This is a genomic window from Novosphingobium piscinae, from assembly GCF_014230355.1.
GTDB lineage: Bacteria > Pseudomonadota > Alphaproteobacteria > Sphingomonadales > Sphingomonadaceae > Novosphingobium > Novosphingobium piscinae.
Map to the genome: position 1 here is coordinate 115351 of NZ_JACLAX010000001.1, position 16701 is coordinate 132051.

Consider the following 16701-nt stretch of genomic DNA (forward strand, 5'->3'; position numbering starts at 1 on the left):
CCCTAAGGCAGGTTGCCAGCAAGCCAATTGTACGAACTGGTTATGACAACGATTGCTGTCGCACGAAACCGGCCCCGGACCGGAGTCCGGGGCCAGCCTGCGATCGCCTCTGGTGCGCCCTCAGAACCGCTTGGTCACTTCGAAGGTCCAGATCCTGCCCCAGACGTTGTGATTGTTGGTGTCGATCGCATTGGTCCCCGACAGGACGATCGGGGGTGCCTTGTTGCCGAGGTTCTGGACAGTCAGCGCGATGCGGGTACCGCCCAGGATCGGGCTGTCGTCATCAAAGTCATAGGCCAGGTTGGCGTCGAGCGTGGTCCAGGCCGGGATCCTGGTGTCGGGCAGCCGCACCCCGGCAACGGTGATCGTCGCGTTATTCAGGTAAGATCCTACGTAGTTCGCCGCGAGAGCAGCATGCAGCCCGCCATTGGCATAGCCGATCTGGCCGCGCCCGCGCCCGCTCACCTGGAAGCCGAACGTGTCGAGCGCGTCGAACAGCGGCCCGGACCGGGTCAGGCTCTTCTGGAGATTGAGGATCTTGGAAAAGGACCCGTCGAACGTGAAAGTCCCGACCGGCGTCTCGTGCTTCCAGTTGAGCGTGAAGTCCAGTCCGCTCTGTTTGACCCGGCCAAGGTTCTGCCGTCCGCCGTTGACGATGCCTTCGAGCTGGCAGTCGTTGGTCGTGAACGGGGTGAACACGGCATTGGGGTCGTTGAGAAACGGCAGGTAGGCCGGGTTGTAGGTGCTGAAGTTGCCGTTGACGCAGGTTGAGGGCTGCGGGGCGACGATGAAATAGTCTTTGAACAACGCCTGGTTGGTCGGGCTCGAGATGACCAGCGCGGTCGCTGCGGTCTGGTTGGGCAGGTTCTCGATGCGATCCTTGTAGTCGACATTGTAGTAGGTGACACCGAACCGCAGGTCCGGCGCGAAATCGGGCGCGAAATCGGCACCGAGCGACCAGATCTTGGCCGTTTCCGGACGCAGGCCCGGGGTGTTGCCGGTGCGGTTGAGCACCAGGGTCTGCCCGGTGGCGACGTTGGTCACCGGGATGGTGGTCACTCCGTTGGGGATGAACACGCGGTTGGTCTGCCCGATCGTGGCGGGGTTGTTCTCGATCAGCGTCGGCATGCGGAAGCTGCTGCCCCAGCTCGCGCGGATCTTGACCCCTTGGGTTGGCTGCCAGGTCAGGCCGAACTTGGGATTGAGCGAGTGCGCCGTGGTGAGGGTCTTGGGAGCCCCGGCGGCCAGGTACGACCGGATGAAATCCGAATAGTCGTCGTAACGCACCGCGGCCGACAGGTCGAGCTGGTCGAACAGCGTGGTCGCATTGCTCGATCCGAAGATCGGGACGAACACCTCGGCATAGAGCGACTTGACCTTGCGCCCGCTGTCGGTGTTGCGCGAGATCTGGAACGTGTTGGTGAAATTGAGCTTGTTCTGCGCCTTCAGCGAGAACCAGGTCTGCATGTACTCGCCGCCAACCGCGATCTTCGCCGACCCGCCGGGCAGGTCGAACAGGGCGCCCGAGAGCTTGGTGCCGGCATCGAGGGTGCGGAACACGCCTTCCTGGAGGAAGCCCGCGATCAGCATCTCGGCCGCGCTCTGCGCCCCGCCGACATAGGGGTTGAAGCCCGCGTTGTACCCGGTCAGCCCGGGGTTGGCGATGTTCGCCGCGATCGTGGTATTGGCCTGGGCCTGGCACACGTTGCAGCCGGTGCTCACCCCGTAGGAGACGAAGCTGTCGAGCGAGAACCCGCTGAACACCTTGGCGCTCAGCTCGAAGGTGGAGTTGAACGTGTCCTCCTTGTTGCGCTGGGTCAGTTCGCGGTCGTTCGCGAAATTCAGGCCCAGATTGTAGACATAGGTCTGGTTCGCGGTCGGGTTGGGCAGGCCGCTGATGTAGAAGGGACTCGACGGAGTGAGGCGAACGGCGATGTTCTGCAGCGCCTCGGTCGCCCGGGCCGAGCCCTGGCGGCGGTTGTAGTTGACCGTCAGCTTCGCCTCGACGGCATCGCCGAACTCCTGGTGGGCCTTGAGCAGCGCCGAGAGCTGCTGGCGGCTGGCGAAGTAGTCGTAGAAGTTGCCGGTATCGAACAGGAACGAGTTGTAGAGGGCGGGATTGCTCGCCGCCAGAGCTGGATTGAGCAGCACGGCCTGCGCCGCGGTGGGCTTTGCTCCGTTGGTCACCGGCAGCCCATAGACCGAGGTGCCGATGATCAACGCGCCGCCCGCCGCCGGGGTGACCGAGGTCCCGACCAGACGGTTGTCGTTGCCGCCATAGGGGCGCAGGTCCTGCAGCAGGTAGGGCCGCTCGTTGCGCTTCACCCGGTTGCGGTCGAGATAGGAGAAGCCGACCATCAGGCCGCCGGTGTCCCACTTGTGCCCGACCACGCCTTCGATGGTGTACTGGTTGTAGAGCGTGGAGTTGAGCCGCGCGGTCACCTCCGCGCCTTCGTAGTCCTTGCGCAGGATGTAGTTGACCACACCGGCCACCGCGTCGGAGCCGTAGATCGCCGAGGCGCCGTCGGTGACCACCTCGATCCGCTCGATCGCGGCGAAGGGAATGATCGTCGGGTCCGAGATCTGGTCGACCACGCCCTGTGGCACCCAGCGGTGACCATCGAACAGCAGCAGCGTGGCATTGTTGCCAAGGCCGCGCAGGTTGACGCCCTGCTGGCGTCCGCCGGTCGAGTTCTGGCTGGTTCCAAGGTTGGAGCCTTGCGGCAATAGCGCGATGAGCTGGCTGGTGTCGCGGATGCCGCTCTGCACCATGCTGGTGCGATCGAGCGTGACCGTGGCCGAGCCGACCGGTGCGACGCCCTTGATCGCGGTGCCGGTGACGATGATGTCCTGGGTCGCCTCGTCTTCGGCGGCGGATGCGGGGGCCTGCTGAGCCGCCGCGGCCAGCGACCAGCCGGCAACGACGAGGCCAATCAAGGACGCGCCAGTCCTGGCGGCGGTGCGGATGGAAATCACGTCGGGTCCTCCCTCTCTCCGAGCATGTCCCGCTTTTGCGGGCTTTGCCGGAACGGCGCGATGCAGCCGTCCCATTGCCGGTCTTAGAGGGGCAGGCCGGGACCGGGGCGTGCTGGTGCTGCCCTAGTGCTGGCCCATTAGTGCACTATCGGGCAGGTTCCGCGTCCCGCTCGGCGGGGCTGCGGGCATCGGCCTTGACCAGGCCGAGCGCCCAGCGGATGCCTTGGCGGGCCAGCTCGCGGAACGCGGCATCGTCCCAGACCTCCTCGCGATGGCCAATGGTCAGGTTGTAGACCCGGCCCTTGCCGTAGGTCTTGGCCCAGACGACCGGAATATCACCATCGGGCCGGTGCGAGCGCTGCTCCGGGGTCAGCGCATCGGCATCGAGCCGCAGGATCACGTGCACGTCCTTGCTGGAGAAGGGCGCACGCATGACCGGGAACTGGTCGTTGAAGACGAACCGGCGCGGGAAGGCGCGGGCGCCGGGAAAGGCCGGATCCTCGGTCAGCAGCGCCATCGGCGCTGGGCGGTACTCATAGTCCATGAACCCGCCGATCATGTCGAGGTAGGCCGGCCAGTCATAGTAGGCCACGCTCGCGGCATGTCCGGCAACGAAGCCTTTGCCGTCTTCGCGCACGAACGACAGCAGGTCGGCCTTCTGCTGCTCGGTCAGCGTGCTCGTGCCCGAGCCGAGGAAGAACACCGCATCGAACTGCGTGAGGTTGCGGGCATTGACCGGGCGTCCGGCATAGCGGGTGCCCTGTCCGACGATCGGCGCCTTGGTCAGCAGCTGCGAATCCGTGCGGATCACCGTCGCCCATTCGTGATGCTCGCGGCCAAGCTGTTCGATCACGCCGATCGCGTGATTGATCGAATCGTGATGGAACCCGGTCTGGACGTCCGCGATCACCAGCAGCCGCTTCATGCCCGGCCAGGGGTCGGCAGGATTGATCGCGGCCATCGCGCCGGGACCGGAGGGTGCCGCGGCGGGGCTGGCGGCCGGCGCGGGGCTGGCGGGCGCGGCGGGCTGGCCAAGCGCGGCCGCCGGGGCAAGGGCGATGGCGGCCAGGGCGGCGGCGGCGGCGACGCAGGCGGCGGGGCGGCTGGGCATGGCGGGGTCTCCGGGAGGTCAGGGCAGGCGGAAGGCGACCAGCGTGTCGGACATGTCCGGCCCGCCAGCCGTGGTTCCGCCGCCCGCGGCGACCACCACGTACTGCTTGCCGTCCTGGCCCATATAGGTGATCGGCGTGGAATGGGCGCTCGCCTCGAGCGGCGCCTCCCACAGCAGCTTGCCGCTGCGTGCGTCGAAGGCCCGCAGGCGGCGGTCGTTGGCCGCGCCGATGAACACCAGTCCCCCGGCCGTGGCGATATTGCCGCCGAGGTTCGGGGCGCCGGTGGTCAGCCCCGCCTTGCCGAGCGCGGGCGTGGTGCCGAGCGGCACGCGCCAGGCGATCTTGCGGCTGTTGACGTCGACCGCGACGAGCTCACCCCAGGGCGTCGCGCCGCAGGTCAGCGTCAGCCCCTCGGGGGTGGTGTAGCTGAAGCCCTGCGGCGGGCGCGGCCGCGCGGCGCGCGGCCCGGGCGGAGCGCTGCGGTTCATCATCGCGGGACCGGCGCCCGGCGCGGCCTTGGGGCGATAGGTCGGCCGGTTCTGCACGTTGACGAAGTAGTAGCCAAGCGCCGGGTTGTACGAACCGCCGCCCCAGTTCGGACCGCCGGTGGGCGAGGGATAGGTGATCACCGCCGAACGCGAACTCTGCCGCGGGGCATAGAGCGGCGCGCTGACGATCCCGTTCTCGTCCCAGAAGCGCTGGCAGGCGGCCTTCATGCCGGGCACCAGATCGGGGATTTCATCGCGGGTCATCTGGGTGCGGGCGATCGGGCCGGGCGCTTCGGGGAACGGCTGGGTCGGCCAGATGCGCGGATCGGGCCCGTCGGGATGCGGCGTCTCCCGCTCGGCCACGCCGTTGAGCGGTTCGCCGGTCACGCGGTTGAACATGAAGAACAGGCTGTGCTTGCCGGCCACCAGCAGGGCCGGGACCGGCTGGCCGCCGATCGTCAGATCGACCAGCGCCGGCGGGACCGGGGCGTCCCAGTCCCAGATGTCGCCATGGGTCAGCTGGTGGTACCATTTGAGCTTGCCGGTCGCCGCGTCGAGCGCGACGACCGACGAGGAGTAGAGCTGCGAGCCGGGCGCGTCCGAGTTGGCGTCGCCGGTCGGAGCATAGAGGATGCCCCGCTCGGCATCGATCGCCATGGTCGACCAGACATTGCCACCGGTGACGTCGCGCCAGTCGTCGCCCGACCAGCTTTCGTGGCCCGGTTCGCCGGGCTGCGGGATCACGTGGAAAGTCCAGACCAGCCGCCCGGTGCGGACGTCGAAGGCGCGGATGTCGCCGCGCGGTCCGGGCGGTCCGGCCTCGCCCGGGCGCGCCCCGGTGATGACCAGGTTGCGCCAGATCGTCACCGGGTTGGGGATGGTGAAGGAGTTGCGGCGCGATTCCCCGACGATTTCGGAGGCCACGCCGATATAGGCGTCGATCGCGCCGTCCCGGCCGAAGCCGCGCGCCGGTTGGCCGGTGGTCATGTCGAGCGCGACGAGGTAGCCCTTGTCCGTTCCGAACAGCAGCCGCGGCGCCGTGGTGGCATCACCCGGCCAGTACGCCAGGCCCCGGCCATGGATGTTCAGCGGGCTTTCGTACTTCCACAGCACCTCCCCGGTCTCCGGGCGCAGCGCGACGACCGAGGCCTTGAGGTCGGGCTTGAGCGGTGAGGCGGGGGTGGACACGTAGAGCACCCCGCCGATCAGCAGCGGCGTGCCCTCGAAGCGGGCGTCGAGTCCCTGGTCGCCCGCGGTGCTCGGCCCGGTCCCGTAGCGGTAGGTCCAGGCCGGCTGGAGGCGGGCGACGTTGCGGGTGTTGATCTGCTGCAGCGGCGACCAGTTGGTGTTGGCCCCGCCGCCGCCATAGGCAGGCCACTGATCGGGTCCGTTCGGTCGCGGAAAGCGCGGCGTGGCGGCGGCCACCGGGCCGGATGGCGGCACCGCCACCGGCGCGGTCCCGCCGCCAGCCGGCTCGGTGAGCTGGTAATGAGCCAACAGATAGCGCTCCACCGCGGCATTGTCGGCGTCGGAGATGACCAGGCCGAGCTGGCGCATCTTGACCAGTAGCTGGCGCCATTCGTCGGCCGAGCGGCGCTTGGCGACAACGTTGCCGAGCGCATGGCAGCGCACGCAGTTTTCCTCGACCAGCGCGCGGCCTGGTCCATCCGGCAGCCGTGGCGCGCCAGGTCCCGGGGCTTGTCCCTGCCCCTGCGCCAGGAGCGAAGCCGAGAGCAGCAGCCCCGCGGCGCCGATCGGCAGTCCGTAGCGCCCTGCGGGCCGCCCGGTGCGTGTTCGGTTTGCCGTCGCTCGACCCATCTCAGACTCCCGGGATTATCCTGGGCTCTGCCTAGACCACCCCGAGCGCCCTGCAACGTGCTGCCGCTGAACCAGCGATGTGCCATGGCTGCACTGGGCTGGCAGGACCGCAGCGGGGGGCGCCGACCGGGCCTGGCGCGGCGCCGCTGCGCTGGTCGTGGCGGGGGGCGCGGATCCAGGCCCAAGGCGAACGCTGCACCGCCCCGACGGTCAGTCCTCGCGCCGGCGCCTCAGCCCCCGGGGATGCCGCCCGGGTGCGCCGGTCCGGTGTGATGGTCCAGCCGCAGGCGGCATGGCTGCAGGTCGGACGCTGCCAGCGTCTGGCCAAGCTGCATGAGGCAGAGGGTCAGCGGTCCCACGGCGTCCTCCTCGACCAGCAGCTCGACGCTGTGCCGGATCGCACTGGCCGGCCGCTGGCCCAGATCGCCGACCAGCGCGACGATCAGGGCCTCGTGTTCGGACACCTGCGGACAGGTCAGCGCACAGAACCCGAACGTCTCGCGGCCATGCCGGTTGAACAGCGCCATCATCCGCAGGAACGGCGGCAATGCACCCAGGAGGCGCCAGCGCGCAAAACCGGGCGCGATCGGAGCGGCCGGACAGGTCCGAGCCCGCATCGCCTCCACCCAGCGACGCATCGCCCAGACCAGCAACTGGCCGCCATGGTTGAGCGAGGCCACGGGACGGTCGACGTAGTCGTACATGACGGAGCTCCTTGGTCTGGTTGGGCGCGGCAGCCGCTGGCGGCTGACCGGCCGTTCAGGGCTGACGGGTCGTTTCGGCGATCAATCGCCGCGCCGCCGCGCTGGCCTGCGGCGTGGCGGACTTGCCGGTCAGCACATCATCGGCGAGCTGCATCAGCCGCGCGCTGATCACGGTGCCGGTCTCGGCCTCCTCGGCAATCGCGATGCCGCCGCGTTCGCGGGCCACGCGCTCCCACTCCTGCCGCACGGCTGCCCAGTAGTCGCGCGTCGCGGCCCAGTATTCATCGGCGGCCCGGGCGTTGTAGCTGTCCGAGCGGGTGTAGGTATTGAGGACGTATTCCTGCACGATCGGCGCCAGCTTGCCGTCCTTCGGCCCCAGCTTGGTGTTGTCCTGCCAGTGGATCCAGCCATCGGGCGTGATCTGGTGCCGGTTGATCGCCAGATAGCGGTCGTAGACCGGGTGTCGCACGGCATCGCGGCGGGCGAGCGGGCGCCAGGTCCAGTTCGAGCGCCAGCGCCGCACCCCGCCCTGCGTCTCGAACTGGCCCCAGCCGCCGTAACGCGGGCTGTCGTCGACCTGGTAGACCGTCTGCGCCCAGCGACCGGTGCGCATGGCCTCGGGGACGGTTTCCCAGCGCCAGGTTCCCGTGTCGGCATAGACCAGCACCCGGGCGGGCTCATACTCCCAGTCCTGCCGCCAGTGCTTGATCACCACGTCGCGTCCGTCCGCCTGCACCACCAGCAGGTGCTGCAGGACGATCCGGCGGCCGTCGTCCACGATCACGCGCACGGATTCGTAACCCCCCGAGGTCTTGGCGGCGAGCGGGGTATAGCCCGCGTCCCAGCGGGTCGATTCCTGCATGTCGAAACGGACCTTGTAATTGCCGGCCATCGCGAGGATGTCGGCGCGGTCCTGGGCGAAGCTGGCGGCGGCCTGTTCCGCGGCGATCGGCGGATGGGCGTGGGCCGGGCCGGCGGTGGTGGCGAGCGCCACGGCGAGCAGGCTGGCGCGCAAGACGGTGGAGATGCGGTTCATCGGAAGGCTCCCTGTCGATCAGAAACGGTAGCTCAGCGAGACGCTCGCGTTGCGTCCCGGCTGGGTATAGGCGTCGGTCACGGTCGAGCTGGCGGCGAGCCCGCGCACGTCGCTCCACCAGGCGTAGGTGCGGTCAAGGATGTTGAAGAGGCCGGCGCGCAGCGTCAGCGCGTCGCTGGCCTTGAGGAAGACCGTGGCATCAAGGATGGTGAAGGCGGCGGGTCGATAGGCGCCTGCCACGGCGCGGCTTTCCTCCTTGCGCGCGGCATGGGTCAGGGTCAGCTGCCCGCCCAGACGCTCGGCGGGGTCGCGCCAGCCCAGGCCCAGCACCAGCTTCAGCGGATCGATCGAGGCGAGCGGGGTGGCAACGCCGCCCCGGCGGCTGTCGCCCCGCGCCCAGGACACCGCGACCTGACCCGTCAGGCCATGGCCGGCCGCAAGGTCGAGCTTGCCCTCCAGGCCGTCGATCCGGACATCGGTCAGATTGATGAACTGGAAGATGATCGGATCGGCAACCGTGCCGGTGCCGCGGATCGTTTCCTGGCTGATGAAGTTGTCGAAGCGGCCGCTGAAGGCGGTCAGGCTGGCGACGACGCGCGGGCTGGTCAGCCGCAGACCGCCCTCGATCGTCCGGCTGGTTTCGGGCTTCAGCGCGGGGTTGGTGATCGAGCGATAGGCCCCGAACTGGGAGCCGGGGTTCTCGAAGAACTGGTTGACCTGCGAAGGGGCCGGGGCCTTGAAGCCGTGCGCATAGTTGGCGAACAGGCTGACCGCCGGCACGATCGTCACGACCGCGCCGATCTTGGGCGATACCCGCGATCCGCTTTGCCGGGCTGCGGCGAAGCCGGGGAGCAGCGGGTCGGCCTGCGGGCGCAGGGCATAGTGATCGAAGCGCAGGGCCGGGTAGAGCTGCACCCGTCCGCCGGCCAGCGTGATGCGGTCGGACAGGTAGGCCCCCGCCAGAATGAAGTCGGTCACCGGAAAGGCCCGCGTCGGGAACACGTCGGGCGGTGTCGGCACGGTGCCGTCGCGCAGCCCGGTCTGGCGCGTGATCGAAGCATCGGCGCCCCAGGCCAGTTGGTGCGCGAGCTGCCCCGTCACAAAATTGCTGCGCAGCTCCGCGGCACCGCCGATTACCCGGTTGCGGAACAGGTTCAGCCGGGTCCGGTCGGCCGCGCTATTGCGATCCTCCGCGGTGAACTGCCGGCTCTCGCCGTCCTGCCAGTAGAGGGCGAGCTGGATGACATCGATGGATCCCGCCGCCTCCCGGCGCCAGTCGAGCGCAAGGCGCTGCCGTGCGGTCGTATCGCGGGCGGTCAGGGCGATCACGCTGGTGGCAGCCGAGGCGACCGGCGCGACGCCGCTCAGCACGTCGGTGGCGACGGTTCCGCGCTCGTATTCGCCGGTCAGGCGCAGCCGGCTGGACGGCCCGGTTTCGAGCACGAGCTTGCCCAGCAGCGCATTCGTGCGGGTGTCCTGCGGATTGGGCGCGGTGCGGGTGGCATTCGGGGCCGTTATCGTCCCCTGGTTGGCCAGTTCGTGCCCGTCGCGCCGGGAATAGGCGATCATCCCCGAGAGCGCCCCGCTCCTGGCGGCGATCAGGGCAGTCTCGCTGAACTCGCGGTCGGCGGCCTCATAGCCGGCCTGGACCCGTCCCCCCAGCATCGCGCCGCCGCGCAGCAGGTCGGCCGGGTCCGCCGTGGTGAAGCTGACCGCCCCGGCCAGGCCATCGCTGCCATAGAGCGCCGAGGCCGGACCGCGCAGGATCTCGACCGACTTGATCAGCCCGAGATCGACATAGTTGCCGCGCCCTGCCGCCTGCGCGCCGAACTCGAAGCCATCGGGGACGCGGATCCCGTCGACCTGGATCAGCACGCGGTTGCCCTCAAGACCGCGGATGGTGAAACCCGAGGCGCCATCGCGTCCGGTCGCGCCCAGCGTCGCCCCGAACCGGGCAGGGGCCTGACGGACACTCACGCCGGGTTCGAACCGGACCAGGTCCTTGATGTCCGAAACCAGTTCGTCCGCGATCTGGGTGTCCGTCTTGATCGTCACGAAGGCTGGCACATCCTGCACGCGCACCGGGGTGCGGGTGGCGGTGACCACAATCTGGTTCATCCGCTCAAGCCAGTAGAAGCCGTCATTGTCCTGCGCCCGGGCCGGACCTGACAGCAGCGCGAAGGCCAGCGCCAGGGCCGCGCAGGCGGGACGGGCCTGCCGGTGCAGCCGCGGCGTCCCGGCCGCGTCCCTGCAGGTGTGGCCGCAAGGCGACGAAGGCTGGACATGCGTGATTGGCCCCATGTTTTCCTATCCAATATGCTAATGCGAATCAGTCGCAATAAAAGCGGGATAGAGACGGGCCGTGGGTCTGGTCAAGCGTTAATCGTTGGCTGGGCGCGCGCCGGGCTCCGGGCGCGGCGCGGCGCCTGCGCCGCTCCCGGCGGGGTGCGAGGGTCCGTCTCCGGGCCGCGTCACGCGATGCCCGGTTGGCGCTGGACGGGCGACCTGGCCGGGCCGCGTCACCCAGGGGACAGGATCAGGCCCGGGAGCCGGGCGCCGCGCGGGGGAGGTCTTGCCCCGCGAGATGGGTGCCGAGGCGGTGGCCCGAGAGCCAGGCCGCCTCGACCCGCGGACCGATCAGCCAGTCGCCGCAGACCGCCAGCCCCTCGGCCGGGGCATGGCGGAACCCCGGCCCGCCAGCCGCGCCCGAGCGCGCATAGCGCCAGCGATGCGATCCGGCGTGGACCGGCGTCGGCAGCGCGATCCCCAGCGCCGCGCCGAGTTCGGCGGTCAGCGTCGCGGTGACCCAGTCCGCCGCGGCCTCGAGATGGGCGCGCGACCACGCGGGACTGGCCTGGACCACCCAGCTCTCCGGTCCCGTGCGCCCGGGCTTGCCCGAATTGCGCGCCGCCCAGCCGATCGCTCCCTGGTCGCGCAGCGTGGCGGCCGGCGTGGGCAGGGGCGCGGCAAAGGCCAGCATGGTGGTCCAGCACGGCGCCGAAACCGTCGCGCCGGCCTCGGCCGCCAGGTCGGCGTGCCACGGTTCGAGCAGCACGGCGGCCTGTTCGGCCGGGAGCGCGACGATCACCGCGGCGAACGCGTCGTCCGGCAGGCCCTCGCCGATCAGCTGCCAGCCGCCGGCGATGCGGGTGAGCCGGTCGACCCGGGCAGACCAGCGCACGGCCTGCGCCGCGGCCATATGCCGGACCGGCGCATTCATCGCCGGCACGCCCACCCAGGCCTCGTCACCGGCCTCGGGCCAGCGCGCGGCCAGGCCCAGCGCGGCCCAGCGCGCCACGCAGGCGTGGAAGTCCGGGTCCCTGACCGTGAAGTACTGCGCCCCGTGATCGAAACTCGCCTCGCCCATGGCCGTCGCCACCCGGCGGGTCGACATCCGCCCACCCGGCCCGCGCGCCTTGTCGAACAGGGCCACGCGATGGCCGGCACCGGTCAGGACCTCGGCACAGGCCAGCCCGGCGAGGCCGGCGCCGACGATCGCAACTGAGGTGGCGGGCGCGGCGGCAGGGCCGGGGGCGGGCAGGTCGGGCAGGTCGGGCGGGGTCATGCCCCGGCCATAGGCACGCGGCCGGCCCGGCTCCACAGCCCGATGGGGCGGGATCGCAGATCACGCCCATGATCCCGCCCGGATCGACAGGCGCTGGCCTTGTCGCCCGATCCGGGGGTACAAGGCCGGCAACGCGCAGCAAGCGCGGCAGGGCAGAGGAGCGCACACGATGGCACGGATCAGCATTCCCGAAGACCAGCAGGCCGACCCCTTCGGCTATACCGCGCGGACGCATGCCGTGCCGATCGTGGCCGCCAGCGGCGCCTTCGCCGCCGCGGTCTATCGCCATAGCGCGCTGCCCCTGCGCGAGTTCGAGGGCGCCCGGATGCGCACGGCGCAGATCAACGGCTGCATGGTGTGCAAGAGCCTGCGGGCCGAGCGCGACGTGCCGCAGCTCTACAGCGTGGCGGGCGATCCGAACCAGCCGCTGGTCACCGCGAACGGCCCTGCGCCCGACGAGGCCTTCTATGCGGCCATTGCCGAGTGGCGCACCTCGCCGGTGTTCTCCGTGCGCGAAAGGCTCGCGATCGAGTTCGCCGAGCGCTTCGGGACCGAGCCGCAGGCCCTCGCTGCCGACGAGCACTTCTGGGCGCGGATGAACGCAGCCTTCAGCGATGCCGAGATCGTCGACCTGGCGCACTGCACCGCGGCCTGGGCCGGGCTCGGCCGGGTCGCCCATGTGCTCGGCTTCGATACGGTCTGCCTCGCCGGGCTGAGCGGGGCGCAGGCGGCGGCCTGAGCCCCGGCCAGGGCTGGTCGCGGCCCTGACCCGGAGCCGCTTGCCTCGCCGTATGCCCCCCCCGCGCGACAGCGGTGCGGCGGTTCGGCGTTGACGGCGCCGTCCGCTTGTGTGCAAGGGGCCGGCTCGCACGACCGGGCTGGTTGCGTGGGTTGAACGCAACAGGTCCGTTCGCGCCGGCAAGCCTGGATGTCCATGGGCGGCAGCACCGTCCTTCTCAGGCGCAAGGCACAAGGCATGGCAGGATACAAGGCTCCCGGGTTCGCGGAGCGGACAGCAGCGGCAGCCGCCGCGCGCACGGCCGCGCTGGCGCGGCTCAAGGCGGTTCCGGCGCCCACGGCCGAGGAGCTGGCCGAACGCGCCCGCAAGGCGGCCGAGCGCGAGGCGCTGGCCGCGGGCAAGCGCGATGCCGCGCGTGCGGCGCGCGAGGCCCGCGAGCTGGTCGCCCGGGAGCGCAAGCAGGCGGCCGAAGCCGCGGCACAGGGCAAGCCGCAGCCCACCGAGGAGGAGCGCAAGGCCGCGCGCGACGCGCGCTACGCCGCGCGCAAGAACCGGGCGAAGTAGCGCGGCGGGCCGGCTGGGCGGCGGCCGGAACGCGCCGCAACGGGGGCGAGACAAACCGCCACACGGTGCACGGGCCAGCAACACTTCGCACACAAAAATGCAATAAAACCATGGACTAGAGTGCAGGGTGCCGCTCTTGGGACGGCTCCCTATCTCCGCCTCGCTGCGAGATGCGGCGGGGTTCACCCGGCGTGTTTCCCGGCGTCAACAGACCTAGCGGGAGTCCTGATATGCGCACATCCATCGGCCGCAGCCTTGCTGCGGTGGCGATCCTTTCCGCCGCCAGCCCGGCGCTGGCCCAGGAGGCCAGCTGGTCCGGCCCCTATGTCGGCGCGACCATCGGCGGCAATCTGCCGCACGGCGGCGATGCCCGTACCGTGGGGACCCCGGCGTTCCTGACCCTGGTGCCCTCGCTCGCCCCGGCGACGCTCGATACCAGCCGCAACTCGATCGCGGCCGGCGCCCACATCGGCTACAATCTGGAATCGGGCGGTCTTGTCTATGGCGTGGAGGCCGATCTGAGCTATCTCGGCGCCAAGAAGACCAGCAGCTTCACCAGCACGGCCACCGTGCTCGGCACCACGCTGTCCACCACGGCGGCCCACCAGATCGACTACCTCGGCACGGTGCGCGCCCGACTGGGCTATGCGCCGAACGCCAAAGCCCTGGTCTATGCCACCGGCGGTCTCGCCTATGGCCGGGTCAAGGACACCGCCACCGTGATCGGCAATGCTGCGCCCAGCTCGCTGGTCTGGAACGGCGTGTCGAGCGGCACCCGCACCGGCTTCACCCTTGGCGGCGGCGCCGAGTTCAAGGTCGGCGACCGGGTCTCGCTGCGCGGCGAGTACCTCTACTACGACCTCGGCAGCCAGACCACCACGGCTGCCGGCAGCGCCGGCGTGCGCGGGATCGCGGCGCTCAACGGCATCGACTACAGCCAGCGCACCTCGGCCAAGGGCTCGATCGTGCGGGTTGGGCTCAACTTCGCCCTGTGATCGGGCGGTCTCCCGCCGGGCTCCATCCGGGCGGGAGACAGCGGCCACGGCCGGTGGCGGGCTGCGGGCCCGGCCACCGGCCGCTGGCTCCGGACGTGCCCCGCCGGCCGGTGTGGTCAGCCTAGGACAGGCCAGCCCGGGACAGGCCAGCCCGGGACAGGTCAGCGGGCCGGGCGGGGTCCGGAAACCGGCGCGGGCAGGAACTGCCGCACCTCGGCGATGAACCGGGTCGGGGCGTCGAGCATGATGAAATGGGCGGAATCGGGCACGCGGGTCAGCGTGACCTGGCGCAACGCGGCATATTGCGCCTTGTACAGACCGTCGAACTGCTCGTCCGGCACCGCCGCCGCCATGGCCGGCTTCACATAGAGCACCGTCACCGGCACCGTCACCGCGGCCAGCTCGCTGCGCAGATCGGTGCCCTGCAGATCGGCATAGGCGCGGGCCACCAGGGCCGGATCGCTGGTCCGGGCATCGTCGATCACCGCCGGACGTTCCGCCGCGCTGTTGACCATCCCCGCGATCATCTGGGTCATCATCGTTCTGGCGCCCTCGGGATTGCTGGCCATGCTGGCCTGCATGCCCATGACGATCGCCCGGGCCGAGGGTCCGTCCTTGGCGCCGAAGAAGGCGCCGCTGAACGGCACCATGTCCACCACCATCAGCCGGCCGAGCGCGGCGGGATGCCGACTGGCCAGCATCATGCCGATGGTTCCGCCGAGCGAATGGCCGATCAGGCTGGGGGCGACCAGCCTGTCCTCGCGGATGTAGCGGGCCAGTTCCTCGGCCACCGCGGCCGCAACGTCGCCCTGCGCATTGGCTGCGGGCGCCGTGCCGGAGAAGCCGCGGACCTGGATCCGATGGTAGCGATAGCCCGGCACGGCGGCGACCATCGCTGCATAGATCCGGGGATTGGAGGTGAGCCCGGGGACCAGAATCACGTCGGGCCCGGAGCCCTCGACCGTGACGATGATCCGCTCCGAGGTGAAGGCCGCGGCCGGGACGGCGAACAGGCTGGCAACAAGCATCGCGGCGGCGACGAGGTGGCGGAACATCGGGTCGTCTCCTCAACAGGCAGGCGGGGAAGGGTGCCGCTGCGGGCGCCCGTCCGGTGGCACGGGATCGCGCCCGCGCCGAGATTTCATGACGCGTAGCCGGCCAGCGCGCTGATGTCCGCGGCGGAACGGGCCACCGCTGCGATCAGGCGGGTCGTGTCGGTCTCGGCATAGTACTGCGCGGCGCCAGCGATCGAGATGGCCATCACGATCCGGCCCTTGGCGTTGCGCACCGGCGCGGCGATCGAATGGACCCCGTCGCCCAGTTCGCTGTCGTGATCGACAATCTGGCGCCGCCGGCTGTCGCGCATGCGATCGATCCAGCGCTGGATCTCGGCCTCGGTGACGTGGCCGGCACGGGCGGCGACGTAGAGCCGCCGCCAGCTTTCCTCGCCTTCATCGAGCAGCAAGGCCTTGCCAAGGCCGGTCTCGGCGATCGGGCGCACGTCTCCGGGGATCGTCGCGACGCGCAGGCGTTGCCGCCCGTTGACCCGGTCGAGATGGCGCGACCAGTCACCCTCGCGCTGGCCGGCGAAGGAACAGAAGCCGGTTTCCGCACTCAGCGCCTCCAGGATCGGGCGGGCGAGGCGGACCAGATCGGTCTGCGATTCCGCCAATGCCCCAAGCTGGAGCAGCTTGGGCCCCAGCGCGAAGCCGTCGGGGGTGATCGACAGATAATCGCGCGATTTGAGCGCGTGCGCGAGGCGGTGCGCGGTGGTCTTGCTCATGCCGAGCTTGCGGGCAATGTCGACGGCCTTGATCGGGCCGGCGATGACCTCGTCGAGGATGTCCAGCGCACGCATCAGCGTTTGCGCGCCCTTGACCGCATAGCGCGCGTCCGCGTCAGGCACCGCCCCGCCGGCCATGACTGGGTCGGCCAGGACGGTGTCGGGGGCGCTGTCCAGCGGGTCGCGTGAGTCGGTCATTGGCAGCATGTTCCCCTGCGCCCCGCGATGGCTGGGGGCCTTGTCCACGCGCGGCTGTACCGTGCCGGAGGCCGCCGGCGCAATGCACAACCCGCCTATCCCGACGCGATGATCCTTTATATGGAATATTCTCGCACATTACGGAACAGGATTTCACCCCATGGCCGTTCACGCCTTTCGCATGCAGCTCAAGCCCGGCACCATCGCCGAATATCGCCGCCGGCATGATGCCATCTGGCCCGACCTGGCCGCGCTGCTGCGCGCGGCGGGGATCAGCGACTACCGGATCTTCGTCGATCCGCAGAGCCATGCCCTGTTCGCCTGTCTGACCGTGGCGGAACCCGACCGCCGGGGCGGCCTCGCGCACGCGCCGGTGATGCAGCGCTGGTGGGATCACATGGCCGATCTGATGGAGGTCGATCCGGCCGGGACCCCGCCCAACCGCCCGCGCGAGTGGCCGCTCGAGCCGGTTTTTCACCTTCCCTGATCGTCCGCCGATTCGGGGTTCGGTGCAATGTTCGTGCATCTCGGGTTCACAAAATGGGCACAAATCGATCGAATCCACCCATTTCGTCCCACAATATGGATTTGCACTTCACATTTTCCTTTACAGGCGGATCAATGCCCGGCATCTAGGCTGGGCAACAGACGGCAAAGCCGTTGATGTCCGGGGGCAGGATCAGGTGTCGGCAGTGGCCCTATTCCGCCTCCCGTTGGTCTTGA

The 16701-nt window shown here is 69.9% G+C and carries 13 protein-coding genes; 4 read left to right on the forward strand and 9 right to left on the reverse strand.

Features of this window, described 5'->3' with window-relative positions:
- Window positions 1–120 precede the first annotated feature (120 nt).
- The 7 genes from H7F53_RS00490 to H7F53_RS00520 form a co-directional block, all read right to left on the reverse strand.
- Window positions 121–2937 carry a TonB-dependent receptor plug domain-containing protein gene (locus H7F53_RS00490; protein WP_185677507.1) on the reverse strand — a complete coding sequence of 939 codons (2817 nt, stop codon included), beginning with the start codon at window positions 2935–2937 and terminating at the stop codon, window positions 121–123.
- Between the two features lie 184 nt (window positions 2938–3121).
- Window positions 3122–4087 carry a ThuA domain-containing protein gene (locus H7F53_RS00495; RefSeq protein WP_185677508.1) on the reverse strand — a complete coding sequence of 322 codons (966 nt, stop codon included), beginning with the start codon at window positions 4085–4087 and terminating at the stop codon, window positions 3122–3124.
- An 18-nt stretch (window positions 4088–4105) separates the two neighbouring features.
- Window positions 4106–6394: an outer membrane protein assembly factor BamB family protein gene (locus H7F53_RS00500; RefSeq protein ID WP_185677509.1), complete on the reverse strand. Its 2289-nt coding sequence runs from the start codon at window positions 6392–6394 to the stop codon at window positions 4106–4108.
- A 230-nt stretch (window positions 6395–6624) separates the two neighbouring features.
- Window positions 6625–7098: a hypothetical protein gene (locus tag H7F53_RS00505; RefSeq protein ID WP_185677510.1), complete on the reverse strand. Its 474-nt coding sequence runs from the start codon at window positions 7096–7098 to the stop codon at window positions 6625–6627.
- Between the two features lie 55 nt (window positions 7099–7153).
- Window positions 7154–8134: a DUF6607 family protein gene (locus tag H7F53_RS00510; protein ID WP_185677511.1), complete on the reverse strand. Its 981-nt coding sequence runs from the start codon at window positions 8132–8134 to the stop codon at window positions 7154–7156.
- Window positions 8135–8152: 18 nt separating this feature from the next.
- A complete protein-coding gene (locus H7F53_RS00515) occupies window positions 8153–10435 on the reverse strand; it encodes a TonB-dependent hemoglobin/transferrin/lactoferrin family receptor (protein ID WP_185677512.1) in 2283 nt (760 codons plus the stop codon).
- Between the two features lie 235 nt (window positions 10436–10670).
- The gene (locus H7F53_RS00520) at window positions 10671–11699 is read right to left on the reverse strand and encodes an NAD(P)/FAD-dependent oxidoreductase (protein WP_185677513.1); all 1029 of its coding nucleotides are present in this window, start codon (window positions 11697–11699) and stop codon (window positions 10671–10673) included.
- A 169-nt stretch (window positions 11700–11868) separates the two neighbouring features.
- Here H7F53_RS00520 and H7F53_RS00525 point away from each other — a divergent pair, with 169 nt between their 5' ends.
- The 3 genes from H7F53_RS00525 (at window position 11869) to H7F53_RS00535 (ending at window position 13997) form a co-directional block, all read left to right on the forward strand.
- Complete coding sequence (locus tag H7F53_RS00525; RefSeq protein ID WP_185677514.1) at window positions 11869–12438, forward strand: carboxymuconolactone decarboxylase family protein; 570 nt, start codon at window positions 11869–11871, stop codon at window positions 12436–12438.
- Window positions 12439–12675: 237 nt separating this feature from the next.
- Window positions 12676–13002, forward strand: a complete 327-nt coding sequence (locus H7F53_RS00530; RefSeq protein ID WP_185677515.1) for a DUF6481 family protein — start codon at window positions 12676–12678, stop codon at window positions 13000–13002.
- A 230-nt stretch (window positions 13003–13232) separates the two neighbouring features.
- Window positions 13233–13997, forward strand: coding sequence for an outer membrane protein (locus tag H7F53_RS00535; RefSeq protein ID WP_185677516.1), 765 nt, complete (start codon window positions 13233–13235; stop codon window positions 13995–13997).
- 161 nt (window positions 13998–14158) lie between these two features.
- Here the strand turns inward: H7F53_RS00535 and H7F53_RS00540 are convergent, their stop codons facing one another.
- Entirely contained in the window at window positions 14159–15052 is an 894-nt protein-coding gene (locus tag H7F53_RS00540; protein WP_185677517.1) for an alpha/beta fold hydrolase, read from the reverse strand.
- An 86-nt stretch (window positions 15053–15138) separates the two neighbouring features.
- Window positions 15139–15978, reverse strand: a complete 840-nt coding sequence (locus H7F53_RS00545; RefSeq protein ID WP_246438374.1) for an IclR family transcriptional regulator — start codon at window positions 15976–15978, stop codon at window positions 15139–15141.
- A gap of 160 nt (window positions 15979–16138) precedes the next feature.
- Between H7F53_RS00545 and H7F53_RS00550 the strand changes: the two genes are divergently transcribed.
- The gene (locus tag H7F53_RS00550) at window positions 16139–16465 is read left to right on the forward strand and encodes an L-rhamnose mutarotase (protein WP_185677518.1); all 327 of its coding nucleotides are present in this window, start codon (window positions 16139–16141) and stop codon (window positions 16463–16465) included.
- The last annotated feature ends 236 nt before the right edge of the window (window positions 16466–16701 follow it).